Annotated in this window: 21 protein-coding genes; 14 read left to right on the top strand and 7 right to left on the bottom strand. The window is 56.8% G+C overall.

Annotated elements, in window-relative coordinates:
* Nucleotides 1–23 precede the first annotated feature (23 nt).
* Both ABFX35_RS00475 and ABFX35_RS00470 read right to left on the bottom strand, forming a co-directional pair.
* Complete coding sequence (locus ABFX35_RS00475) at nt 24–569, bottom strand: fimbrial protein (RefSeq protein ID WP_279024404.1); 546 nt, start codon at nt 567–569, stop codon at nt 24–26.
* 164 nt (nt 570–733) lie between these two features.
* Entirely contained in the window at nt 734–1,258 is a 525-nt protein-coding gene (locus ABFX35_RS00470) for a fimbrial protein (RefSeq protein WP_279024402.1), read from the bottom strand.
* Nucleotides 1,259–1,935: 677 nt separating this feature from the next.
* On the opposite strand from ABFX35_RS00470, the gene ABFX35_RS00465 reads away from it, so the two are divergent.
* The 3 genes from ABFX35_RS00465 to ABFX35_RS00455 all read left to right on the top strand — a co-directional run bounded on the left by ABFX35_RS00465 (nt 1,936) and on the right by ABFX35_RS00455 (nt 4,017).
* Nucleotides 1,936–2,283, top strand: coding sequence for a hypothetical protein (locus ABFX35_RS00465; protein WP_279024400.1), 348 nt, complete (start codon nt 1,936–1,938; stop codon nt 2,281–2,283).
* A gap of 257 nt (nt 2,284–2,540) precedes the next feature.
* Entirely contained in the window at nt 2,541–3,503 is a 963-nt protein-coding gene (locus ABFX35_RS00460; RefSeq protein WP_423783641.1) for a fimbrial protein, read from the top strand.
* A gap of 13 nt (nt 3,504–3,516) precedes the next feature.
* A complete protein-coding gene (locus ABFX35_RS00455; RefSeq protein ID WP_346078533.1) occupies nt 3,517–4,017 on the top strand; it encodes a fimbrial protein in 501 nt (166 codons plus the stop codon).
* A 218-nt stretch (nt 4,018–4,235) separates the two neighbouring features.
* Here ABFX35_RS00455 and ABFX35_RS00450 read toward each other — a convergent pair whose 3' ends face one another.
* Complete coding sequence (locus ABFX35_RS00450; RefSeq protein ID WP_346078531.1) at nt 4,236–4,415, bottom strand: hypothetical protein; 180 nt, start codon at nt 4,413–4,415, stop codon at nt 4,236–4,238.
* Here ABFX35_RS00450 and ABFX35_RS00445 point away from each other — a divergent pair.
* From ABFX35_RS00445 to ABFX35_RS00415, 7 genes are all read left to right on the top strand, one after another.
* Nucleotides 4,414–5,946, top strand: a complete 1,533-nt coding sequence (locus ABFX35_RS00445) for an ABC transporter substrate-binding protein (protein WP_346078529.1) — start codon at nt 4,414–4,416, stop codon at nt 5,944–5,946. The genes ABFX35_RS00450 and ABFX35_RS00445 overlap by 2 nt on opposite strands.
* 60 nt (nt 5,947–6,006) lie before the next feature.
* Nucleotides 6,007–6,924 carry an ABC transporter permease gene (locus ABFX35_RS00440; protein ID WP_121555533.1) on the top strand — a complete coding sequence of 306 codons (918 nt, stop codon included), beginning with the start codon at nt 6,007–6,009 and terminating at the stop codon, nt 6,922–6,924.
* Nucleotides 6,925–6,934: 10 nt separating this feature from the next.
* The gene (locus ABFX35_RS00435; protein ID WP_279024393.1) at nt 6,935–7,870 is read left to right on the top strand and encodes an ABC transporter permease; all 936 of its coding nucleotides are present in this window, start codon (nt 6,935–6,937) and stop codon (nt 7,868–7,870) included.
* A gap of 11 nt (nt 7,871–7,881) precedes the next feature.
* Nucleotides 7,882–8,874, top strand: coding sequence for an ABC transporter ATP-binding protein (locus tag ABFX35_RS00430; protein WP_279024391.1), 993 nt, complete (start codon nt 7,882–7,884; stop codon nt 8,872–8,874).
* Complete coding sequence (locus ABFX35_RS00425; RefSeq protein ID WP_279024389.1) at nt 8,871–9,731, top strand: ATP-binding cassette domain-containing protein; 861 nt, start codon at nt 8,871–8,873, stop codon at nt 9,729–9,731. Before ABFX35_RS00430 ends, ABFX35_RS00425 begins: the two co-directional genes overlap by 4 nt.
* A gap of 71 nt (nt 9,732–9,802) precedes the next feature.
* Nucleotides 9,803–11,239, top strand: a complete 1,437-nt coding sequence (locus ABFX35_RS00420; RefSeq protein WP_346078526.1) for a M20 family metallopeptidase — start codon at nt 9,803–9,805, stop codon at nt 11,237–11,239.
* Nucleotides 11,240–11,388: 149 nt separating this feature from the next.
* Entirely contained in the window at nt 11,389–12,318 is a 930-nt protein-coding gene (locus tag ABFX35_RS00415; RefSeq protein WP_346080797.1) for a LysR family transcriptional regulator, read from the top strand.
* Nucleotides 12,319–13,295: 977 nt separating this feature from the next.
* Here ABFX35_RS00415 and mtnK read toward each other — a convergent pair.
* Nucleotides 13,296–14,495, bottom strand: a complete 1,200-nt coding sequence (gene mtnK, locus ABFX35_RS00410) for an S-methyl-5-thioribose kinase (protein ID WP_346078524.1) — start codon at nt 14,493–14,495, stop codon at nt 13,296–13,298.
* A gap of 140 nt (nt 14,496–14,635) precedes the next feature.
* Between mtnK and mtnA the strand changes: the two genes are divergently transcribed.
* The gene (gene mtnA / locus ABFX35_RS00405) at nt 14,636–15,664 is read left to right on the top strand and encodes an S-methyl-5-thioribose-1-phosphate isomerase (protein ID WP_346078523.1); all 1,029 of its coding nucleotides are present in this window, start codon (nt 14,636–14,638) and stop codon (nt 15,662–15,664) included.
* A gap of 52 nt (nt 15,665–15,716) precedes the next feature.
* Here mtnA and ABFX35_RS00400 read toward each other — a convergent pair whose 3' ends face one another.
* Genes ABFX35_RS00400 through ABFX35_RS00390 form a run of 3 tightly spaced genes read right to left on the bottom strand, consistent with a single transcriptional unit; the run spans nt 15,717 to nt 17,556 of the window.
* A complete protein-coding gene (locus tag ABFX35_RS00400) occupies nt 15,717–16,259 on the bottom strand; it encodes a 1,2-dihydroxy-3-keto-5-methylthiopentene dioxygenase (protein ID WP_095845838.1) in 543 nt (180 codons plus the stop codon).
* Complete coding sequence (gene mtnC, locus ABFX35_RS00395; protein ID WP_121525716.1) at nt 16,259–16,945, bottom strand: acireductone synthase; 687 nt, start codon at nt 16,943–16,945, stop codon at nt 16,259–16,261. The genes ABFX35_RS00400 and mtnC overlap by 1 nt, the downstream gene beginning before the upstream one ends.
* Nucleotides 16,942–17,556 carry a methylthioribulose 1-phosphate dehydratase gene (locus ABFX35_RS00390; RefSeq protein ID WP_121555741.1) on the bottom strand — a complete coding sequence of 205 codons (615 nt, stop codon included), beginning with the start codon at nt 17,554–17,556 and terminating at the stop codon, nt 16,942–16,944. Before ABFX35_RS00390 ends, mtnC begins: the two co-directional genes overlap by 4 nt.
* A 232-nt stretch (nt 17,557–17,788) precedes the next feature.
* Here ABFX35_RS00390 and ABFX35_RS00385 point away from each other — a divergent pair, with 232 nt between their 5' ends.
* The 3 genes from ABFX35_RS00385 (at nt 17,789) to ABFX35_RS00375 (ending at nt 22,142) form a co-directional block, all read left to right on the top strand.
* Nucleotides 17,789–18,949 (top strand): pyridoxal phosphate-dependent aminotransferase, encoded by a 1,161-nt coding sequence (locus tag ABFX35_RS00385; protein WP_095845840.1) that lies wholly within the window; start codon nt 17,789–17,791, stop codon nt 18,947–18,949.
* Nucleotides 18,937–19,710, top strand: a complete 774-nt coding sequence (locus ABFX35_RS00380) for an amidohydrolase (protein WP_121555730.1) — start codon at nt 18,937–18,939, stop codon at nt 19,708–19,710. The genes ABFX35_RS00385 and ABFX35_RS00380 overlap by 13 nt, the downstream gene beginning before the upstream one ends.
* Before the next feature lie 176 nt (nt 19,711–19,886).
* On the top strand, nt 19,887–22,142 hold the full coding sequence (locus ABFX35_RS00375; protein ID WP_346078520.1) for a hypothetical protein: 2,256 nt from the start codon (nt 19,887–19,889) through the stop codon (nt 22,140–22,142).
* Nucleotides 22,143–22,308: the final 166 nt, after the last annotated feature.

Raw genomic sequence — 22,308 nt, 5'->3', positions numbered from 1 at the left:
TTAATCGTCAGTACGCGAGAAAATTAAAAATAATCCAGTTTAAATCGCACCGTGGAGAAATACGTTCCCGCCTTCAACGGCTGATGATTAGGTATCAGCGTCATGAAATAATTCAGCGTCATATTCCCTGGCTCTATTTCTTCCATAGGTAATGGCACTCCGGGAATAACAACATGGCCGTTGTTATCGGTAATTTTCAAGCCAATACCGCGGGCTTCACCCTGCACACCAAATAAATCGCCATCCGCATGGCCATCGAACGTAACCTGGAAATTTTTCCAGTTCGGCTTATTCCCCGCCCGTTCCAACACGCAATTGATCAATTCGATGCTGAAAGGCTTGGTTAAACCCTGGCCATCACGCATGATTTGCCCCACCGGAAGGGTTTCCATATCGATGGTTTGTTCCCGGCTACCGGCTGCAATAGCGCAAGCGGTATCGATAATGGCGCCTTGCATATTGACCCTGCCCCACCCTTGCAGGGCTGGCGCGGCGCTGCCCGAGGCGGAGACCAACGCAAGCATCAATATAAAAGGCGTCACGCCTGCCTTACTCCCTTGTAAAAACATCGCGGCATCCCTTGTGCAGATGGTCAACCAGGCTGCGCCCCGTGCAAATCACGAGGCGCAGCATAGGCATGTTAATCAATCACATACCTATACCCTCTCTACTTCAAGCTGCAGATATGTTGGCTTCCTGCAACTCGAATTATGTTGGGTATATATAGCGATTATTACTGGTATGCCAGCGTGAAGTCGGCAACGGCAGTGAAGTCACCCGGGACGATGGCGGCGGAAGCGCCTTCACCCTGCAGGTATGCTGCGAAAGCCAGCGTGTTGTTGCCGGTGTTCAGCGTCTGTGCAGCAGTCGCCTGACCCAGTTTAATTTTTTCACCGCCGTAAGTAATACCGATGCCCGCGCCGCTTGCGGTGCCGCCGTTAATACCCAGCAGATCGCTGTTGTTTGGCGAAGCTTTACCGGTAAAGGTGGTGGTTACGGTTTTCAGGGTGGTGGTATCGCACTGTTCCAGCTTGATCTCGAACGTACGCGGGTTAGATTTGCCGCCATCTTTCAGCGCAACGTTAGAGATCTGCCCCAAATCAACAGTTTGCTTCTCTGAGTCCGGAGAAATTGAGCAAGGGGCATCAATAATGGAACCAGTGAAATACACTTTACCGTTGCCCTGATCGGCTGCGTGAGCAAATGAAGTAACACCCATTGCCATCACAGCGGCCATCATGATTTTGTTCAGTTTCATAGAACCTATATTCCTTATAAGAAAAAGCTGGTTTCCAATAAAGGTAAGAGCATGGCGCATGTATATGCACCTCGATCGTTGCTCTTATTCTTTAGTACATTGAAGATGAGTCACTGCCAAAACAAAAGGGGACATTTAAAAATCCAGATACCATCTATGATGGTATTAAGACTATGAAATCAATTAATTAAAATGGATTTGAAAAGCAAGGCGGTTGAATAATCCTTTATGATTCAAAATCCTTTTTCATCCCAATCTCTCCCCTTGATCGGCAAATGAGATTCTTACAAAAGGCCAACTTTAAAAAAAGCTTTTTTTGTAAAATTGACGATATTCACATTTTTTTCCTTTAGCGGAGTATTTTAATGTTTCATTTTAGAGGCATAGATCGTAAAAAATTAAAAATCAAAATAATATTCTGTTTTTTCAGTTATCACATCAAATAAGATCCACAAAGAAGCCATTAGGTAATACAATAAACCAAGTTGACGAAAAGGGACTCAATGGCCTAAACGGCCAAAATCCATAGGAAATACTCTCAGGGAGCTGATTACGTCAATCATCAGCAATAGTCACTCTTTTGCTTTTCTTACCGTTTTAGACGAAAAACGGAGCCGCCATGAAAAATACGATAGCCGGCGGCAACAGCAAAAGAACAGCGAGGAATGGAGAAGCGAATGGACGATCTATCCCCCAAAAGAAAGGAAACTCAGCAATTGTGCCAAACGCTGCATCAGGCGTTATTATTGCTGTCACCACGCCCCCTTAAAAGTGGGGAACTCCCTCCCCAAGAACAATGGCTGACAACCCGCAGGCTGGCGGAAGTCATCAATGAAGGCGTATACCGCACGCGTACGTTATTGCTGAAAATGGTTGAACTCGGCGACGTATTGGTTTCATCCGGCCCGGTGAAAAACTCCTTGCGTTGGTATCCCACTGCCCTGGCTAATAGTTATCACAGCAGAACGTACCGCATTGCTCCCCAAAAATCATCCATAAGAAGAATCCATCACGTTCTACGCTAGAGCCCGGCTATAAATGAGCAAAACACAATACTCCTTTATGGTTAAAAATGGATATAGTTTAGGGACATGTTTTTAATGGTGAGTAAAAATTTCAAATTATTACATTTGCCTCTAATAACGATTTGCGGGCAAATAATTATTGCCCATAGCGTTATATGTAACCCTAACCAATGCTAACCCGAATTGACGCATTCTTTCCCCCTTGAGCGCGCGCCGTTCGAAAGGAAATGTTAATCACTTATTATTGAGATATTACAGTGAGAAAAAAAATATTTTATAGCCTGCTCGCCTGCTGCGTTTTTTTACTGGCGAACAACGCGTACGCTTTCACCTGCAGAACCTCTGACGGCGGCGTTATTTCCCCCGGCGGGTCAACCACACCGGTAAATGTCAGGGTGCGTATCGGACCAGACCTTCAATTAGGCAAAAACGAAATCGTCAACGTCAGCCAGGTCACCTGTACCAACGACGTCGCTTCATGGACGGACTACCTGAAGACCGACTCCTCGGCTCTGTCGCTCAATACCGCCCTGTTTGGCAGCATTGGTTTTGGCGCAACCATCAACGGCACGGACTACACCGCGCCGGTTCCGGGTGGCATTAGCATCATGACGCTGACCAACAAGGCCTCGCAAACCGTGACCCTGCGCGTATATATCGTGCTGAACAAGGCGCCCACGCGGGATATCAAAATCAGCCAAGGCGACATCATTGGGCAAATCAACTTTGTGCAAACCAATGACCGGGCCGGCTGCCCGCAGTGCGGCCCTTATCGCTGGCAGTTGATCGCCGATAACGATGCCTACTTCGTCACCACCAGTTGCACGATCAACAATAACCAGCAAATCAACGTCGATTTTAACCAGATCCGGCAGGATTACCTGACCCAAACGATCGCCGACGCCCAGATTAAACAAGACAAAGCGCTGACCTATCAGTGCGAGGATCTCACCGCCACGCAGGATGTGGAGATCCGCCTGGTCAGTGATGCGGCGTCGTTTTCATCCAGCTACATCAAAACCACCAATGCGAACGTCGGCGTCGCCCTGGTTTATAACAATCAGGTGATCAGCCCCAACAACACCTTCAGCACCCGTGTCACCAATGGCGTCGGCAACGATACCGTGACTTTTGTCCCGGTGAAAAACAATGTCGCTTACAGCGATATCGCAACAGGTCCGTTTACCGGATCGGCAACGCTGATTTTCAGCGCACCTTAAGCCAGGGGGAGATATGTTCAACATTGGCCGCAGGTTATTCTATTTTTTGTTCATCTCAGTGCCTTTTTCCAGCGTTGCCGTGGCGGCTGATAATCAGGGCACGCCGATTGTCATATCAGGCACCGTGGTGGCGCCGCCGCCTTGCGTGATTAACGAAGATCGCACCATCGACGTGGAATTCGGCACTGTTGGGGTCAATAAAATCGATGGCAACCGTTACATGCAACGGCTGAATTACACGGTGAAATGTGAATTTCTGGACAGCAGTAAACAGCTGCAGATGAAAATCGTCGGTAGCGTGACCTCGTTTGATGCATCGGCAATCACCACCAACGTGACGGGGCTGGGCATCCGGCTGTTAGCCAATGGAAGCGCCCTGACCATCAATTCCCCCTTTAATATTGACTACACTAATCTGCCTGCGCTGGATGCGGTGCCGGTGAAAAGCACCACCGCCACTCTAACGGAAGGGGAGTTCACCAGCGGCGCCACCATGCTGGTGGACTATTTTTAACCCACGGATGTTGCCCCATTCCCGGCCGTGAACATCGCCAGGCGGCCGGGCTATCTACCACCACGCTTCACTTCCCCATTCGCTGGCATGCACACTTTTTCGCCTTCAAATGGTGCATATCCCCCAGATTAGCGCACTGCCATAGGGGAACTTGCGCCGCCAAACAGCCCGGGATCGTGCTCTGCTGCGCGGTTAAGCACGCCCCTTTCCCCCACCGCTCAGCCACTAGCATGCAAAAATAAAGCAGGCCACGCCGCCGGTTTCTTTTTTTTAGAAAGCTGGAAGCGAAAATCAGTAAGGATATCCGCCGGCGATTGGCGCAACTCTTGCACCCTCTGTTCCCTCAGTTCTATGCACGCTTTTAATTCTTTCATCATTAATCGTATGGAGAATGACATGACGTATTCCCTGGCAAGACTGATACAAAAAAGCGCTTTATTTGCATTGGTAATTGGATACGCCGCGTCCAGCTATGCGGGGAAAGCGAATGATACCCTGGTGTATGCTTCGGATAATGAGGTTGAGAACGTCAGCCCATACCACAATAACCTGCGCGAAGGCGTGATCATCGCACACCTGGTGTGGGATACGCTGATTTTCCGCGATCCGAAAACCGGGGAATACAAACCGGAGCTCGCCACCGACTGGAAGTGGGAATCGCCGGTAACGCTGCTGATTCATTTACGCAAAGGGGTTAAATTCCATAACGGCGACGATTTCACTGCGGACGATGTGGTTTATACCTTCAACCATATCGCCGGCGACGACACCGGTTCCGTTATGCCGCAGAGCGTCAACTGGATCCAGACAACGGAAAAAGTCGATGACTACACGGTAAAACTGCATCTGCACAAACCTTTCCCGGCGGCCTTGGAATATCTTTCCGGGCCGACGCCAATCTATCCGGCCAACTATTTCCAGCGTGTGAAACTGGCCGGCTTCAGCAAAGCGCCTATCGGCACCGGCCCTTACAAGATTACGCAGGTCACGCCGGGCCAGGGCATCAACATGGAAAAGAACCCGGACTATTTTGCACAAAGCCCCGTCGGGCAACCGAAGATCGGCAAACTGCAGTTTGTGGTGATCCGGGATCCGGAAACCCGGCTGGCACAGTTGATGACTGGCCAGGTGGACTGGATCTGGCGGGTGCCGGCCGATCAGCTCACCATGCTGGAAACCATGCCGAACGTCACGGTTAAAAGCGGCGAAACCATGCGCATCGGCTTTCTGGCGCTGAATCCGCAGGCCAAAGGCCCGGGGGGCGAACCCTTTAAAGACGTGCGCGTGCGCCAGGCGGTGAACTACGCCATCAACCGTGAAGGCATGGTCAAAAACCTGGTGCGCGGCGGCAGCCAGCCGGTTTATTCCGCCTGCTTCCATACCCAAACCGCCTGCGACACCAGCAAGGTGGTGAAGTATCAATACGATCCGGAAAAAGCCAAGAAACTGTTGGCGGAAGCCGGCTACCCCAACGGCTTTGATACCGATATCTGGGCCTACCGCGAGCGCGACTATGCCGAAGCGATCATCGGCGATCTGCGCAAAGTCGGGATCCGCGCCCGTTTGCACTACGTCCAGTATTCCGTACTGGCCGCCGATCTGATTTCCGGCAAGGCGCCGATGGCCATCCGCACCTGGGGATCGTTCTCGATCAACGACGCCTCCGCCTTTACCTCACCGTACTTCGGAGGCAAAGGCGATGACATCTGGAAAGATCAGCAGGTGACCAGCACGCTGGCCAAAGCCGACGAAACCATCGACGCCCAACAGCGCAGCGCATTGTACGCAGACGCGCTGGGCAGGATCTCGTCGCAGGCCTATCTGGCGCCGCTGTTCTCCTATTCGACGAACTATGCCTTCACCTCTGATTTGAATTTTGACGATTGGCCGGATGAGCTGCCGCGCTTTGCAATGGCCAGTTGGAAATAAATCGCGCGGGGGGCGCCGCCGGTTTCCCCCCGCCACGTTGGCAATAATCAGGAACGGCTCATGGTTATTTATATTTTACATCGGCTTCTCGTGGCGCTGGCGGTGCTGTTCACCGTCGCCGTCGTCAGCTTTTCGCTGTTGCACCTTTCCGGTGATTTGGCCGCGGCGATCGCCGGGCCGGACGCCTCGGCCGAAGTGGTTGCCCGCATCCGCGTGCAATACGGGCTGGATCAACCGCTGTACACCCAGTTTCTGCACTGGCTATGGGGAGCGCTGCACCTGGATTTCGGACGCTCTTTCTATTTTGAAAACACCGTGATGGAGCTGATCGGCCAGCGGATGCCAATCACTCTGAACCTCGGCGTGCTTTCGCTGGGCATCGCCTTGCTGGTGGCCATTCCGCTTGGCGTGCTGGCGGCGGTTTTCCGCGACAGTTGGATCGACCGCTGCTCGATTTTCATCGCGGTTATCGGCCAGGCCATGCCGAACTTCTGGTTTGCGCTGATTTTGATTCTGATTTTCGCCGTCGAGCTGAAATGGCTGCCGGTCGCCGGCAATGGCAGTTGGCAAAACTTTGTGTTGCCCGCCATCGCCCTGGGCTACTACGCCATGCCGTCGCTGATGCGCCTGACCCGCTCCGGCATGCTGGATGTGCTGGGTTCGGACTATATCCGCACCGCCAAAGCCAAAGGGCTCAGCGCGTTTCAGGTGATCGTCAAACATGGCCTGCGCAACGCCATTATCCCGGTGGTGGCGCTGGCGACGGTCGAGCTGGGCTTTATGCTCGGCGGCTCGGTGGTGATCGAATCCGTTTTTGCCCTGCAGGGGTTGGGCCAGTTGGCCTGGGATTCCATCTCGCGTAACGATTTTCCTGTGGTACAGGCCATCGTGCTGATTATTGCCGTGTTCTACATCGGGCTGACGTTTTTAGCCGATGTGCTCAATGCGGCGCTGGATCCACGTCTACGGACCAAATAAAGGGGCGGCCATGAAAACCTCGTTATCTCTCTCTTCCGCGCCGCTTGGCAATACGCCGGCGACCGATCCCGGCTCGCTGCTGCCGGAACCCACCGCCTGGCGCAAATGGTTGGGAAAAATCTTCGGCCATCGCAGTATGACAATCGGCCTGGTGATCCTGGGGGTGATTGTCATCGCCGCGATTCTGGCGCCGCTCATCAGCCCGCACGATCCCTACGCGCAAGATATCAGCCAACGGTTGATCCCGCCGGTCTGGCAGGAAAGAGGCAGTTGGGAACATATTCTCGGCACCGACAAACTGGGGCGTGACTACCTAAGCCGCCTGCTATACGGCGCGCAGGTTTCGTTGATCATCGGCCTGGTTTCCGTGCTGGTGGCCGGCTGCATCGGCATAACACTCGGGGTGCTGGCTGGCTACTTTGGCGGCCGGGTGGATGCCGTGGTCAGCTATATCCTGACCGTGCGCCTTTCCATGCCGGTGATCCTGGTGGCCCTGGCGACGGCCTCGCTGATGGGCGGCTCGGTGAAAGTGGTGATCCTGCTGTTGGGGCTATTATTGTGGGATCGTTTTCTGATCGTCTCCCGTTCCGTCACCCGCCAACTGCGCGAAGCGGAGTTTATCGCCGCCGCCCAAACGCTCGGCGCCTCTTCGCTGTTCATCATGCTGCGCGAGATCCTGCCCAACCTGCTCGGGCCGCTGACCGTCGTCGCTACGCTTGAAATCGCCCATGCCATTTTGCTGGAGGCCACGCTGTCCTTTTTGGGGCTTGGCGTGCAGCCGCCGATGCCGTCCTGGGGGCTGATGATCGCCGAAGGCAAAGCCTACATGTTCTTTATGCCGTGGGTGATTTTGATCCCCGGCTGCGCGCTCGCCATTCTGGTGTTGGGCATCAATCTGGTGGGGGACGGCCTGCGCGACATCACCGCGCTGGACGGACGTAACTGAGGAAAAACGCCATGAATAATGACATGTTGCTCGATGTTAAAGGGCTGAAGGTGGACATTCCAACCGCGCGCGGGATGCTGCACGCGGTGCGCGGCATCGACTTTTCCGTGCGGCGCGGCGAAATGCTGTGCCTGGTGGGCGAATCCGGCTGCGGTAAATCCATGACCTCGCTGGCATTGATGGATCTGCTGCCGGCGAAGGCCATCAGAACGGCGGAGCGGATGCAGTTCAAGGGCGCGGAACTGCAAACGCTGAAAAAGCGCGAAATCGCAGCGTTACGCGGCGATCAGATGTCGATGATCTTCCAGGAGCCGATGACGTCGTTGAACCCCTCGTTTACGCTGGGCAATCAGCTATGCGAAACCCTGCGCGCACATCGGAAAGTGTCGCACGCGGTTGCCCGCGATCGCGCGGTTTACCTGATGGAACGGGTTGGCATCCCGATGGCGGCCGATCGCCTGAACCAATATCCCCACCAGCTCTCCGGCGGCCTGCGCCAGCGCATCATGATCGCCATGGCTCTGATGTGCGAGCCGGATCTGATCATCGCCGATGAGCCCACCACCGCGCTGGACGTGACGATCCAGGCGCAGATCCTGCGCATGCTGCGCGAACTGCAGCAGGAAATGGGCACCGCCGTTATTTTCATTACGCACGATCTGGGCGTTGTAGCGCGGATCGCCGATCGGGTCGCCGTTATGTACGCCGGCCAAATCGTGGAAACCGGCTCGGTGATGACGCTCTTCAACCAACCGCGCCACCCGTATACCCGCGGCCTGCTTGACTGCATTCCCATTCAGGGGAAAACCATACCGGGGCAACCGTTGCGGGCGATCCCCGGCGTCGTGCCCAGCCTGATTGGCGCCCAACGCGGCTGCGCATTCAGTAACCGCTGCGGGCAGTGCAGCGCCGCCTGCAGCCAGGAAACGACGCCCTATGTCAATGTTAGCGCACATCATGCGGTGCGCTGCGTTCAGGTGGCCCGCGAACTGGAGGGAATATGAATACCACGATAACCCCTTCGGCGTTGCCGACCCATATCGCCGGCAACGAGGATATTGCGCTGGAGCTTTGCGCCCTGACGCAGGTCTATCGCCTGAACCGCGGGCTGTTCGCCCGCCCGGGCGAGATCCGGGCGGTCAATAACGTCTCCCTGCGGGTACGCCGGGGCGAAACCCTTGGCCTGGTCGGCGAATCCGGCTGCGGCAAAAGCACGCTGGCCAAAATGCTGCTCGGGTTGCTGAAACCGACATCCGGCAACGTGCTGATCGAAGGCAAGGAAATCGACGCCACCAACCGCAAAGCGATGGCCGTGCGCATCCAGCCGATCTTTCAAGACCCTTACTCGTCGCTGAACCCGCGCCGCACCATCGCAGACATTGTGGAAGTGGCCCTGCGGCTACATGGCATCGGCACGCCGGCGGAGCGCAAAGCCCGGGTAAAAGAGATGCTGGACGTGGTCGGTATGCCGGCGCGCACTCACGCCCAATACCCCAACCAACTCTCCGGCGGCCAACGCCAGCGGGTGGCGATCGCCCGGGCGCTGATTATGCGCCCCGACATCCTGATATGCGATGAACCGACATCCGCCCTGGATGTTTCCGTCCAGGCGCAAATCCTGAACCTGCTGCTGGCGCTGAAAAAGGAGTTTGGCCTGACTTACCTGCTCATCAGCCACAACCTGTCGGTGGTGGAGCACCTGGTCGATCACGTCGCGGTGATGCAAAAAGGCACGATTGTGGAACAGGGCACGCGCGAACACATCTTCCACTCGGCGCAGCATCCCTACACCCGGATGTTACTGGCCTCGGTGCTCACGCCGGAAGCCGGGCTGGGCATTCCGGACATTACGGCGCACTAAACCCGATACGGCCAGTGCCATTGGCGCAGCAAGACAAGCACTCATTATTTGATGTAGAGGACACACTGTATATGACGCGTGAAGAGACGATCCAGGCGACGATTGATGATTTTCAGTCAGGAAAATTCCGTGAGGTTTTGGCACGCCGGGTAGCCTACCGCACGGTCAGCAAAGGCGGCGACCACGGGCCGGTGTTACTGGCCTATTTGCAGGACGAAATGATCCCCACCCTGCAGGGTATGGGATTCGAATGCCTGATTGTAGCAAACCCGATCGCCGGCAAAAGCCCGTTCCTGCTGGCGCGGCGCATCGAGCCGGACGCACAGCTGACGTTGCTGACCTATGGCCACGGCGACGTGGTGCCGGGCAATGATGAACAATGGCGCGCCGGGATATCACCCTGGGAAGTGACCGAAGACGGCAATATCTGGTACGGCCGCGGTACTGCGGATAATAAGGGACAGCACAGCATAAACCTGGCGGCGCTGGAGCAAGTGCTGAAAGCGCGTAATAACCGCCTGGGCTATAACGTAAAAATCATTCTTGAGATGGGCGAAGAAGATGGTTCGCCAGGGCTGGACGCCATCTGCCGGCAATACCACGAGTGGCTGGCCGCCGATCTGTTTATCGCCTCTGACGGCCCACGGATTACGGCGGCGCGCCCAACGCTGTTTTTAGGTTCCCGCGGGGTATTCAATTTTGAATTGGCGCTGAATCCGCGCCAGGGGTTCCACCACTCCGGCAACTGGGGTGGCCTGTTGAGCAACCCGGGGATCCGCCTGGCACATGCGCTGGCGACCATGGTAGACGCCCACGGGCGGATCCTGGTGCCGGGCCTGCGCCCGCCGGCGATTACCGCCACCATGCGGCAGATCCTGGCCGATATTGAGCTGGGCGGCGGCCCAACCGATCCGGCGATCGATCCGCAATGGGGGGAAAACGGCCTGACCGCAGCGGAAAAACTCTACAGTTGGAATACGCTGGACGTGCTGGCGTTTGTGACCGGCGATCCGGATAAACCGATGCACGCGATTCCGCCGGAAGCCCGCGCCCACTGCCATATGCGCTACGTGGTGGGCAGTGATGTCGAGCAGTTTTCCCGGCATATCCGCAACCACCTGGACGCCAACGGCTTTGAAGACGTAGAGCTGGTTAACGCCGTCAGTAATTATGAGGCTACCCGGCTTGATCCCAACGATCTGTGGGTGGAATGGGGGAAAGCGTCGATCGCCCAGTCGGTGGGCCTCAACGCCGCCGTGCTGCCCAATTTCGGCGGTGGATTACCCAACGCCTGCTTCTCACAAACGCTGGGGCTGCCGACGCTTTGGGTTCCCCACTCCTATCCGGCCTGCGCGCAACATGCGCCGAACGAGCACATTCTGGCGGATGTAACGCTGGAAGCGCTGAAGATCATGACCGGCTTGTTCTGGGATCTGGCCGAACAGGGCAGCAACATTGTCCGCCTGCGCGCCCGCCGCCAGGAAAGCTCCCCGGTAGAGCGCGTATAGCCCACGCCAGGCACGGGGCATTCACCGGATGTGCGGGATGTACGTATGCGCCTGCTCTCATTTAAGATGGAAAAATATCGCCGCCGGGCAGACGTGGGCGGCGATAACAGGAAGAGAAGATGGATAACCCAGAGCAGGTGAGAGCGCCCATGCACAACAATGAAATCCGTTACTTCATGGCGGTGGCCAGCACCGGCTCGCTTAGCGCCGCCAGCCAGCAACTGTTTGTGGCCGTTTCCGCCATCAGCCGGCAAATTCAGCGGCTGGAAAGCCGGCTGGGAGTGCCGCTGTTCGATCGGCATGCCAGGGGGATGGTGCTTAACAGCGCCGGGCAGATTCTGGAAAACCATGTGCGCCGCAGCATGGCGGATATGGAGCTGGCGATTGCCGAAATCGAAGGCCTGAAATCGGCCCGGCAAACGACGATTCGCGTCGTGTGCACCGACGGCATCGCATTCAATATGATGCCGACCGTCATGGCCAAGTTCCGCCAACAGCACCCGACGGTCAACTTTTGCCTGTCGGTGGGCAGCGCCCGGCAGGTGCCGGAAATGGTGCGCAATGGCGAATGCGACGTGGCGCTGAAGTTCAGCCTGTCGCCGGAGTATGGCGTTGATGTGATCGCGACCTTTCCCTCGCCGTTTCTGGTGGTTATGAAAGAGGATCACCCGCTGGCCACAGCGGATTTTCAACTGGCCGATCTCAACGCTTACCCGGTCGCGCTGCCGGAACAAACGGCAACCGTGCGCCAGTTGTTTGATTTGTCATGCCGTATGAGCGGGGTTTTTATCGATCCGGTGTTTACCTGCAACCATTTCGCCACGCTGTATGCCTTCATCCTCAATACGCCGCAGGCGATCACCATCTGCAGCCATTTCTCACTGTTGTACTGCACCCGGCGTGATGGTTTACAGATAAGGTCGCTCGACGCCAGGCAAGTGGGGCAGCGGACGTTGCAGATCCAAACGGAAGCCAGCAAGCCAAAAACCGCGGCGCTGAAAACGTTCTTTGATTTTTTAACGGATGAACTCAACACCCAGGATGAACGCTTTCGCCAGGAGTATCGTATCCCGGGCTGATCGCCAGGTTACGTTCCGCCGTTCGGCGCCTTCAATGGCTTCCACACCCGTGCTCCACTCACCACATGAATCGTCTTTGAAATTAACTTATTAACTCATTAAGTTATGTCAACATCGGTGGTTAGGTTGCCCGGTGGCAATAGATTTGTGTTTTGACCTTCGGCGCGCATCTTGGGCTGCCGAGCAAGGCACCGTTGCCAGGGGCAATCGGCCACGGACGGATTGAGGCAATTCCACTTGCACGGTGGGTTACAGAGTGCGGTTTCACTAATGTTCTTTGTTGGGTGCGTGGAAAGTTTCGGTCGCCATCATATCGTGGCGTTTTGCAACACCGTAGCCCGCGCCCGAGTTAGGGGCCGATGGCGCGGCCCCTAACGACCCACGCCTTCGCCATATCAGGCGGCCGCTGCGCGGCTGCCCTCACTGTGTCACTTCGCATCACGGCCGGCTACGACAGGCGTCCCTGCCTATCTCGCCTGAAACCGCCGTCCTTGGCGGTTTCGCCTATGCTACGTTCCGCCGTTCGGCGCCTTCAATGGCTTCCACACCCGTGCTCCACTCACCAACGACATTGTTTTTAAGAGTGGATAATTAACTTATTAACTCATTAAGTTATGTCAAAACAGGTGGTTAGGCGCTCACCTGGCGGATTTCATCATGGTTCGGGTCACAACAAGACCCCGAAAGAAACCGGATATATGGCTGCAATACCTGTTCACGTTTTCAGAAAAAAACATTGGCATTATCGGAGCGTCCATATAAGGCCGATTGAGGTGAGACAAACAGGGAGGTTTGTCGTAGCCGACCCGCCCGGCAACGGGGACGCCGCGAGGGCACCCGCGCAGCGGGCAGGCCATGTTAAGCGCAGGCCGGGGTGTCGGGGCCGGGCCTTCGGCCCTGACAATTGCCTGCCACTATTGCCGCAAAGAAACTCGATACGATTAAGGCAATTCCACTTGCACGACGGGCTACAGAGATTAGGCGTACTGGCGGATCCGTGCCAGCAAGGCATCGATATTCTCAATCCGATCGGCATTAACAATCAGAAAACGCCCCAGCACCAGCGCCTGCTGCTGGCATTCCGTGCGCATGGCCACATCCTCAATGCCGTCCAGATCCGCCACGTGCGACAGGCCGATAGTACGGCGTATCAGCTCGGTACCGCTGTAACCCAGGGCATCTTTCCACACCTGTTGCAGGAACTGCTCGGCATAGCCCGGCACCGCCAGCGCCACATCACGCGTGTGCTGATGGCACAGCGACAAAAAACGGTCGGCAAAAATCAACCACAGTTCACGCACATCCTGCAGGCGTTGCTCACGCCCGGCAGCGGCCTCCCGCGCAGCGAGCAGGCCCGGCAATCCGCAGAAATTGAGCAACAGGTTGCCCAGCGCCGTGCCCACGTCAAAGCCAATTGGCCCATAAAAACCAAATTCGGCGTCAATCGCCTTCAGCTTGCCTTCCGCGACAAACACCGAGCCGCTGTGAATATCCCCGTGCAGCAACGCTTGGGCCTGGCTCTGGAAACGGTGTTTCAGGCCGGCCACCGCCAGCTTCAAGTCCGCATCGGCGCGCAGCTCTTGCACCGCAGGCAATAATGCTTCTGCAAACTGGTTACGTTCGTGTTCAATGTAAGGATCGCTAAAAAAAAGATCTTCGGTGATCTGGCACAGCTCTGGATTGGTAAAGCGTTGAACGTCGGCTTTTTTCTGTTGTGCGTTTTGGTAAAAATCAGAGGTGTGAAACAGCGCCTGCGCCAGATACTCCGCCAACTGCCCAACCGCCAGCGGATAATAGTTGCCCTTGATTAACTCCGAACGCCAAATGTGGTGATCGGAAAGATCCTCCTGCACCATCACGGCCAGTTCAGGATCGTAATGCAGCACATTAACCGTATGCCGCGGGCAGAAATCAGCGTGCACCCGCAGCGTTTCCGCTTCAATACGCGCCCGATCCAACGTCAATGGCCAGGACTCGCCGACGCAGCGCACATAGGGCAGCGCCTGCTTGACGATCACCCGGCTGACGCCCTCGCGATCGCGGATTTTAAACACCAGGTTCAGATTGCCGTCGCCGATCTCTTCCGCGCTCACCAGCGCCTGTGGATCGGCAACCTGCCCATATTGCCGGGCATATTCAACGGCATCAGCAGCCGTAAACGTACGATAAAGCGACATTCCAACCCCTCTGGTGTCTTACAAAGCGATAATTCTTATTTTTTAGACGTAAAAGCATTTGGACGTCTATACATCCGCAAATCATGTTGGCAGAATATGCAGCCAGATGCAATAACAACGCAACAAGGATTTAACCGCTGATGCTAACGATTAACACTACCAGCCTGTCACTGAAAAACAACCAGCTCTGCATCCTCGATCAGCAAGCGTTGCCGCAGGAAAAACGTTGGCTGCCCAGCAACAGCGTGGAACAACTGGTTGAACATATTCAGGCCCTGCGCGTGCGCGGCGCGCCGTTAATCGGCCTGTCGGCCAGCCTGTTACTGGCATTGCTGGCCGAGCGCGGGCTGCCGCGCGCCGAGCTGGAACAGGCGCTCGCGACGCTGCGCGCGGCGCGCCCAACGGCCGTTAACCTGATGAACAATCTGGATCGCATGAAGCTAGCGCTGGCGCAGCCGCAGTGGGTAGCCGCCATGGTAGATGAGGCGTTGCGCCTGGTGGAGGAAGACCGCGCGCAGTGCGATCGCATCGCCGACTACGGCGCGGCGCTGGTGCGGCCCGGCAGCCGCTTGCTGACCCACTGCAATACCGGCGGCCTGGCGACCGCCGGCGTAGGCACCGCGATTGGCGTGCTGCTGCGGGCGCACCAGCAGGGCAAGGTGGCGCAGGTGTGGGTGGACGAAACCCGCCCGCTGCTGCAGGGCGGCCGTTTAACCGCCTGGGAGCTGGGTGAGTTGGGCATTCCCTATCAGTTGATTTGCGATTCCATGGCCGCCGGCCTGATGGCGCAGGGCCAAGTGGATGCGGTGTGGGTGGGCGCCGATCGCATCGCCGCCAACGGCGACGTGGCGAACAAGATCGGCACCTACAGCCTGGCGGTACTGGCGCATTATCACGGCATCCCGTTCTACGTAGCGGCGCCGTATACCACGCACGATCCCCTTTGCCCGAACGGTGCGGCGATCCCCATCGAGCAGCGCGCGGCACAAGAAGTGACCGGCGTCGCCGGCAGCTTCGGCAGTTGCCAATGGGCGCCGGTTGACGCACCGGTGTATAACCCGGCGTTCGACGTCACGCCAGCGGCATTAATCAGCGGTTGGATCCTGGACAGCGGCGTGATCACGCCGGAACAGGTGAAGGCCGGGGCTTTTCAACGGGCGCTCGGTTAAAAACACGAACGCGCCATAAAGGCGCGTTCCTTTTCCTCACCGCCCGGCGCCGTTAATCCAGGCGCGGGTAGGCTTCAGCAATCTTGTCGCCGGTAAAATGCGCCACCCAGCCTTCCGGGTTATCAAACAGGCGGATCGCCGTAAAGCTCGGCGACGATCCCATGTCGAACCAATGGCGCGTATTGGCCGGCACCGACAGCAGATCGTTTTTCTCACACAGGATCTGATAGATCTTGCCGTTCAGGTGCAGGCAGAACAGCCCCGCCCCTTCAACAAAAAAACGTACTTCGTCTTCACCGTGGGTATGTTCAGACAGGAACTTTTCCCGCAGCACCTGGCGCTGTTCGTTATCCGGGCGCATGCTGATCACATCCCAGCTTTGATAGCCCTTTTCCGCCACCAGGCGGTCGATTTCGTGCTGATAGGCGGCGATCACCGCCTCCGGCTGCGGGTTTTCCCCCAGCTCGTGGTCGGCCTGCCACCGTTCGAAACGCACGCCAATCTGCGCCAGCTCCTGTTGGATGGCATTGGCATCATCGCTCTGCCACAGCGCTTGCTGCGGCTCTTTATCGCTGTATATCGTCAATCCACTCATCAGGCAAACTCCCCTACATTGATATGATCAAACCGCTTAACCTGCGGATGCCGGCTTTGCTCGTCTGCGTCGTCGCGGATCAGTTGGCAGGTGTGCCAACCGGCTTCCCTCGCTGCGTCCAGTTCCTGGCGGATATCCGACAGGAACAACAACTCACCCGGCGCAAACCCCGTTGCGCCGGCAATATTTCGGTATGACGCGCTTTCACGCTTGGCGCCGATCCGGGTGTCAAAGTAGCCACTGAACAACGGCTGCAAATCGCCCGCTTCGCTGTAGCCGAACAGCAGTTTTTGCGCTTCTACCGAACCGGAAGAATAAACATACAGCTTCAGCCCCTGCTGTTGCCAGGCGGCCAACTGCCCAGCCACTTCCGGGTACACATGGCCGCGGAAATCGCCATGGTGATAGCCGCTGCGCCAAATGATGCCCTGCAACGCCTTGAGCGCGGTGGACTTGCGATCTTCATCCATAAAGCGGTAGAGCGCGGCGATCAGCTGCGCCAGATCCGCATCCGGCTGGCCAAGCTCCTCGCGCAGCGCCGCCAACGGCGCCGCCACTTCAGCATCGTCGGCATGCTGGCGGATAAATGCATCCAGATGCGCCCGCGCATAAGGGAACAGCACCTGATGCACAAAGCGGATCTCACTGGTGGTGCCTTCAATATCAGTCACAATCGCGCGGATCATTTTGCCTCCAGCAAACGGCGTTGCAGTTCGCACTGGAATAAAAACTCCAGCCCTTCGAGATGGCGGCGCGCTTCCGCCACCGTATTGCCCCAGCAGTACAGGCCGTGGCCGCGTACCAGAAAACCATACTGCAATGGCGTTTGCCCGGCGTAGGCCGCAACCCGCGCCGCCAACGCTGGAATATCCTGGTCGTTGTCGAAAATCGGGATGCTGACGCTATCCAGGTGGCTGTGTTGGCCGCTAAGCGACTTTTGCATTTCATAGCCTTGCAGCACCACTGCCGTGCCCTTTTCCACCCGCGACAGCACCGTGGTATTCACCGAATGGGTATGCAAAATAGCCCCCACCTGCGGCGCCAGGCGGTAAACCAGCGTATGCAGGCCGGTTTCCGCTGAAGGCTTCAGGCCGCTGGGAACATGATTGGTTGCCGTTTCCACCAACAGGAAATCCTGTTCGGTCAGGCTGCCTTTATCTTTGCCGGATGCGGTGACCAGGCAGCGCTCGGCATCCAGGCGCAGCGACATGTTGCCGCCGGTTGCCGGGCACCAGCCCTTTTCGCCAATCCAGCGGCAGGTGGCCAATAACGCCTGCAGTTGTGAATTTTCTGTCATTATGCTTGCTTCTTCCCAGTGGTCGATAGGCGCCATCATCCGCCCTGCTCCGCCCCCCGATGGCGCGGAAATTTACTTGCTGCGTAGCTATTGCCGCTTTGTTTATGGCGGGTTGCGGTAAGATCATTTTCTTACTTTAGCCGTCTAAGCGTCTTGATTGCCAAATACTAACATCGTGTTATATTGACAGCAACATGAGTACTAACAACCAAGACGGGGCGTCATTCTATTTATGAGCACTTCAGCACCGGTTCCCGAAAGCAAACTTCCTGCCCTCGGCACGACAATCTTCACCCAAATGAGCGCACTGGCGCAGCAGCATCAGGCGATCAACCTCTCCCAGGGCTTCCCGGACTTCGACGGCCCGGATTACCTGAAAGAACGCCTGGCCTGGCACGTCAGCCAGGGCGCCAACCAATATGCCCCGATGACCGGCGTAGCGGCGCTGCGCGAGGCGATTGCCGATAAAACCGCACAGCTTTATGGCTGGCAGCCGGATGTTAACGCGGAGATCACCGTCACCGCCGGCGCCACGGAAGCGCTGTTTGCCGCCATCAGCGCGCTGGTGCGCCCGGGCGACGAGGTGATCTGCTTCGATCCCAGCTATGACAGCTATGCCCCGGCGGTGACGCTGGCCGGCGGCGAGCTTAAACGCATTGCCCTGCAGCCGCCGGCATTCCGCGTGGACTGGCAGCAGTTTGCTGATGTGCTTTCGCCACGCACCCGTTTGGTGATCCTCAATACGCCGCACAACCCGTCCGCCACCGTCTGGCAGGCGGAAGATATGCAACAGTTGTGGGCCGCCATCGCCGAACGTGAAATCTATGTGTTGAGCGATGAAGTCTACGAGCACATCTGCTTTGCCAAAGGCGGTCATGCCAGCGTGCTGGCGCACCCGCAACTGCGCCAGCGCTCGGTGGCCGTCTCGTCGTTTGGTAAAACCTACCACATGACCGGTTGGAAAGTGGGCTACTGCGTCGCCCCCGCCGCGATCAGCGCCGAGGTGCGCAAGGTGCACCAATACCTGACCTTCTCGGTCAATACCCCGGCGCAGTTGGCGCTGGCCGACATGCTGCGCGCCGATCCTGAGCACTGGCGCCAACTGCCGGCGTTCTACCGCGCCAAACGCGATCGCTTTGTGCAGGCGCTGGAGAACAGCCGGTTGGAAATCTTGCCCTGCGAAGGCACCTACTTCCTGCTGGCGGATTACAGCGCGGTATCCGATCTAGACGACGTCGAATTTTGCCGCTGGCTCACCGAGCACGTCGGCGTGGCGGCCATTCCACTTTCCGTTTTTTGCGCCGATCCTTTCCCTCATAAATTAATCCGGCTGTGTTTTGCCAAACAGGATGCCACGCTGGATGCGGCTGCGGAGCGTTTATGTCGACTTTAAAAATCACCCTGTTACAGCACCCGCTGGTTTGGCGCGACGGGACGGCCAACCTGCAGCAGTTTGACGCCGCGCTGGCGGCGATCGCCGGCCGGGATGTCATCGTGCTGCCGGAAATGTTCACCACCGGCTTTGCGATGGATGCCGGTGAAAGCGCGCTGCCGGAACCGCAGGTGATTGAATGGCTGCACGCCTGGGCCAAGAAAACCAATGCGCTGATCGGCGGCAGCGTGGCGCTGAAAACCCCGCAGGGCGCGGTTAACCGCTTCCTGCTGGTGGAGCCGGGCGGCAACGTGCATGGTTACGATAAACGCCACCTGTTCCGCATGGCCGGCGAGCATCAGCACTATCAGGCGGGTAAACAGCGCAAGGTGGTTGAATGGCGCGGCTGGCGTATCCTGCCGCAAATCTGTTACGACCTGCGCTTCCCGGTGTGGTCACGTAACCTGCAGGATTACGATCTGGCCCTGTACGTCGCCAACTGGCCGGCGCCGCGCAGCCTGCACTGGCAAACGCTGCTGGCGGCGCGCGCCATCGAAAACCAGGCGTACGTGGCCGGTTGCAACCGGGTGGGGGAAGACGGCAACGGCCTGCACTACAGCGGCGACAGCCTGATCATCAGCCCGCAGGGGGAAGTGCTCGCGCAGGCCGAGCCCGGCCAGCCGGCCAGGCTGGATGCCGATCTGTCGCTGGAAAACCTGCAAACCTACCGCAATGCCTTCCCGGCATGGCGCGATGCAGACAGCTTCCTGCTTCACGATTAACCCAGTGTAGTTTTAAGCCAAGGAGGCGGCGCCTTTGCCGCCCCTTCAAACTGCCGACAAAATTTGGTATCAGGGAAAGCATACCGTAAGAGTCGTAGCGGCTTAGTCCGTTGCTTTGCCAATTATATCTGGTTAGGTATTATGGCGACTATTTATCCATATAAAAGGAATTTGACATGGAAGAAAGGGTTATACCGTGGGACGGCAGTTACAGCATGGTCACCGGCCCCGGATGCGTCCGCAAAGAAGTGATGGTTCCCTCATATCCCCGCCTCTATTTTCATCCCGACAGTGAAACCCTGCTGGCCGTTGACCAATGTGACGGGCATGACCTTGAACAGGAAAGTAACCGGCTTACGCACTATCTGGCAAAACGGGCTGATTCGTTGCAGCGAATTGAAGAACTGATACAGGGGGCCATCACACCGGGCTGGGCAAATATTCGGGAGCGCGACCGATATCAGTTTCTGCTGAAGGCAGAGTACCAACACCTTGATGAAGCCTGCCAGGCCCTGCGAGCAGAGCTTACGGCACTGTCGCCGGCGGAACATCTGCCTGAAACGACCTTGTTGGATGAGAGCAGTAAAGAGAATGCCATTGGGCTCATGGAACTGATAGAAGTTAGGGGTGGAAAAAACGGCGCTAAATATGTTTATGTCCGCTCGGACAAAATAGGCAGCCACTGGCGGCGCTATCGGCTGAATGATTCCGAGCAGAAAAGCGGCGGGAAAAGTTTCCTGAAAATGGTGGAATACACCGGGGAGGACGGACAGCGCCGTACTCGTCAGGAGATTGACCCGGAGAAGTTAAAAAGCCAGTTGGCGAAGCTGAAGCCTTCCATGACGGCATGGGAGGTGAAACTGCTGGATGACAATGCCGGCATCTGGAGCCAATGGGCACGAGAATTAAACGACAGCCTGAAACACTCTCCCTATGAAGGCTCCTGTATAGCGTTTGACGCACAAGCGCAGTTGCTGCGCTGGGCATACGGTGCCAGCATGAAAGGCGTGCTTAACCCGTTTGAAGTTGATATCCGCACCGGAAAACGTAAGGCAATTACCGAGCTTAGCGGTAAAACCCGTTTTTATGCGAACCTGGCGCTGGCAGAAGCCAAAAGTCACGGAACGCTGCACCTGCCGGACAAGGTTGGGGTAAAAATTTGCTACCCACTGGATCCTGCGAAAATCCCCGGTGGCGGGATCGGCATCCTCGGTACGTTGCGTTTTGATATAGAGCTTGCGCTGTCCGGCAGCATCGGGGCCAGCCTCGGTGTGGAGGCTGGCGTTAGCATCACTGATGATCGGGCAAAAGGGCTGCCGGTGAAAGCCATTCCCGATCAGGGATACGGTTTCTGGCGCAAAGTCGATGTCACGAAAGCGGCAGACGAACCTCTCTGCGGCGGCGCGGAGTTGGGCATGTTTGCCGGAGTGGAAGCCGGCGCCAACGTATCCGGTACACTGCTTTGGCTCAACCCCGAGCATGAAGACAAATACAGCACGCTGGCAAAGGTAGCCGTGGGGGCAACGGCTCAGGCCGGGATCGGTGGTGGCGGACAACTGAGTTTCAGTTGGAAAGGAGGTAAAGTCAGGATACATATCAGCGGTGGGTTGTGCTGGGGAACCGGCGGCAAGGGGGCGATGAGTTTTGACGTGGATGGCCCGGCCATCATGGCGGAATTTATGCCCTGCCTGGTTTATATGCTGCGCAATGCCGACTACGTTCAGTTAATGCAGATTATGTTGGCCGACGACTACTACGCGTTCTGCGCCATCCCGCTGCTGGTGGGGATGTATGGCATCAACCGTGTCATTGATAGCGGTGACAGGATTACTAGCGCGTTGATAACAAGCTGGCAAATCAAAGAAGCCCGCGTAGCGCTGATGGAACAAATCCTCAAGACAAAAGGCGATTGCCTGAAGTTTGCACCGCCGGAGAGCAAGGGCGCAGCCATTGCGGCACTGATTGAGACCGGTTTCTGGGATGAGGTTGCCAGCCCGGCCAGCCACGCAGAAACGCCCTGTGAAGGGGGAACCACCTTCAGCGCCCGCAAACGCGCCGTGATTTATGCCCTGCGCTGGGTACAGTCGCAGCGTGAATATGAAAATATTATGCAGCATCTCTCAAAAATGCCGGGGGAAGGAAAAGGATACTGGAAGGCCAATGAACAGCGGGTAACAGCATTTTTGGCACGGGGAGAGGCGCCGCACACTTATGGTTATGCCGGTTCACTGCTCCCCGGCGCGCAAAACATCACCATTGAACCCAGTCACTACGCAGATAACCTGAAAAATCTTTATCGACACCTGCCGGAAGCCCCGGCCATTCCACCCGGCCATATCAATATGTCCACCCTGCCACTGAAAGAAGTTCTGCCGATATATCTCTATAGCTGTACGCAGTTGGTTGCTTCCATGCACGGAGGTAAATCATGACGCGGATACATTATGGCCTGGCGGGGGCTCTGATAATGCTGGCGCTGTGTGGCTGTCGGGACGAACAAAAGCTAAAAGCAGAACAGGATGCGCTGGTTAGCACCGCACTGGATAACATGGTGGCGGTGAAAGGCGGCCGTTTTCAGATGGGAGACTTTGGCCCCCT

The sequence above is a fragment of the Gibbsiella dentisursi genome (assembly GCF_039539505.1).
GTDB classification, from domain to species: domain Bacteria; phylum Pseudomonadota; class Gammaproteobacteria; order Enterobacterales; family Enterobacteriaceae; genus Gibbsiella; species Gibbsiella quercinecans.
Note: the sequence above shows the minus strand (reverse complement) of the source record. Positions and strands in the feature narration are given on the sequence as shown.

Coding starts and splice junctions, on each gene's coding strand:
- ABFX35_RS00475 (WP_279024404.1), bottom strand. CDS start 569: ATGTTTTTACAAGGGAGTAAGGCAGGCGTGACGCCTTTTATATTGATG.
- ABFX35_RS00470 (WP_279024402.1), bottom strand. CDS start 1,258: ATGAAACTGAACAAAATCATGATGGCCGCTGTGATGGCAATGGGTGTT.
- ABFX35_RS00465 (WP_279024400.1), top strand. CDS start 1,936: ATGGACGATCTATCCCCCAAAAGAAAGGAAACTCAGCAATTGTGCCAA.
- ABFX35_RS00455 (WP_346078533.1), top strand. CDS start 3,517: ATGTTCAACATTGGCCGCAGGTTATTCTATTTTTTGTTCATCTCAGTG.
- ABFX35_RS00445 (WP_346078529.1), top strand. CDS start 4,414: ATGACGTATTCCCTGGCAAGACTGATACAAAAAAGCGCTTTATTTGCA.
- ABFX35_RS00450 (WP_346078531.1), bottom strand. CDS start 4,415: ATGTCATTCTCCATACGATTAATGATGAAAGAATTAAAAGCGTGCATA.
- ABFX35_RS00440 (WP_121555533.1), top strand. CDS start 6,007: ATGGTTATTTATATTTTACATCGGCTTCTCGTGGCGCTGGCGGTGCTG.
- ABFX35_RS00435 (WP_279024393.1), top strand. CDS start 6,935: ATGAAAACCTCGTTATCTCTCTCTTCCGCGCCGCTTGGCAATACGCCG.
- ABFX35_RS00430 (WP_279024391.1), top strand. CDS start 7,882: ATGAATAATGACATGTTGCTCGATGTTAAAGGGCTGAAGGTGGACATT.
- ABFX35_RS00425 (WP_279024389.1), top strand. CDS start 8,871: ATGAATACCACGATAACCCCTTCGGCGTTGCCGACCCATATCGCCGGC.
- ABFX35_RS00420 (WP_346078526.1), top strand. CDS start 9,803: ATGACGCGTGAAGAGACGATCCAGGCGACGATTGATGATTTTCAGTCA.
- ABFX35_RS00415 (WP_346080797.1), top strand. CDS start 11,389: ATGCACAACAATGAAATCCGTTACTTCATGGCGGTGGCCAGCACCGGC.
- mtnK (WP_346078524.1), bottom strand. CDS start 14,495: ATGTCGCTTTATCGTACGTTTACGGCTGCTGATGCCGTTGAATATGCC.
- mtnA (WP_346078523.1), top strand. CDS start 14,636: ATGCTAACGATTAACACTACCAGCCTGTCACTGAAAAACAACCAGCTC.
- ABFX35_RS00400 (WP_095845838.1), bottom strand. CDS start 16,259: ATGAGTGGATTGACGATATACAGCGATAAAGAGCCGCAGCAAGCGCTG.
- mtnC (WP_121525716.1), bottom strand. CDS start 16,945: ATGATCCGCGCGATTGTGACTGATATTGAAGGCACCACCAGTGAGATC.
- ABFX35_RS00390 (WP_121555741.1), bottom strand. CDS start 17,556: ATGACAGAAAATTCACAACTGCAGGCGTTATTGGCCACCTGCCGCTGG.
- ABFX35_RS00385 (WP_095845840.1), top strand. CDS start 17,789: ATGAGCACTTCAGCACCGGTTCCCGAAAGCAAACTTCCTGCCCTCGGC.
- ABFX35_RS00380 (WP_121555730.1), top strand. CDS start 18,937: ATGTCGACTTTAAAAATCACCCTGTTACAGCACCCGCTGGTTTGGCGC.
- ABFX35_RS00375 (WP_346078520.1), top strand. CDS start 19,887: ATGGAAGAAAGGGTTATACCGTGGGACGGCAGTTACAGCATGGTCACC.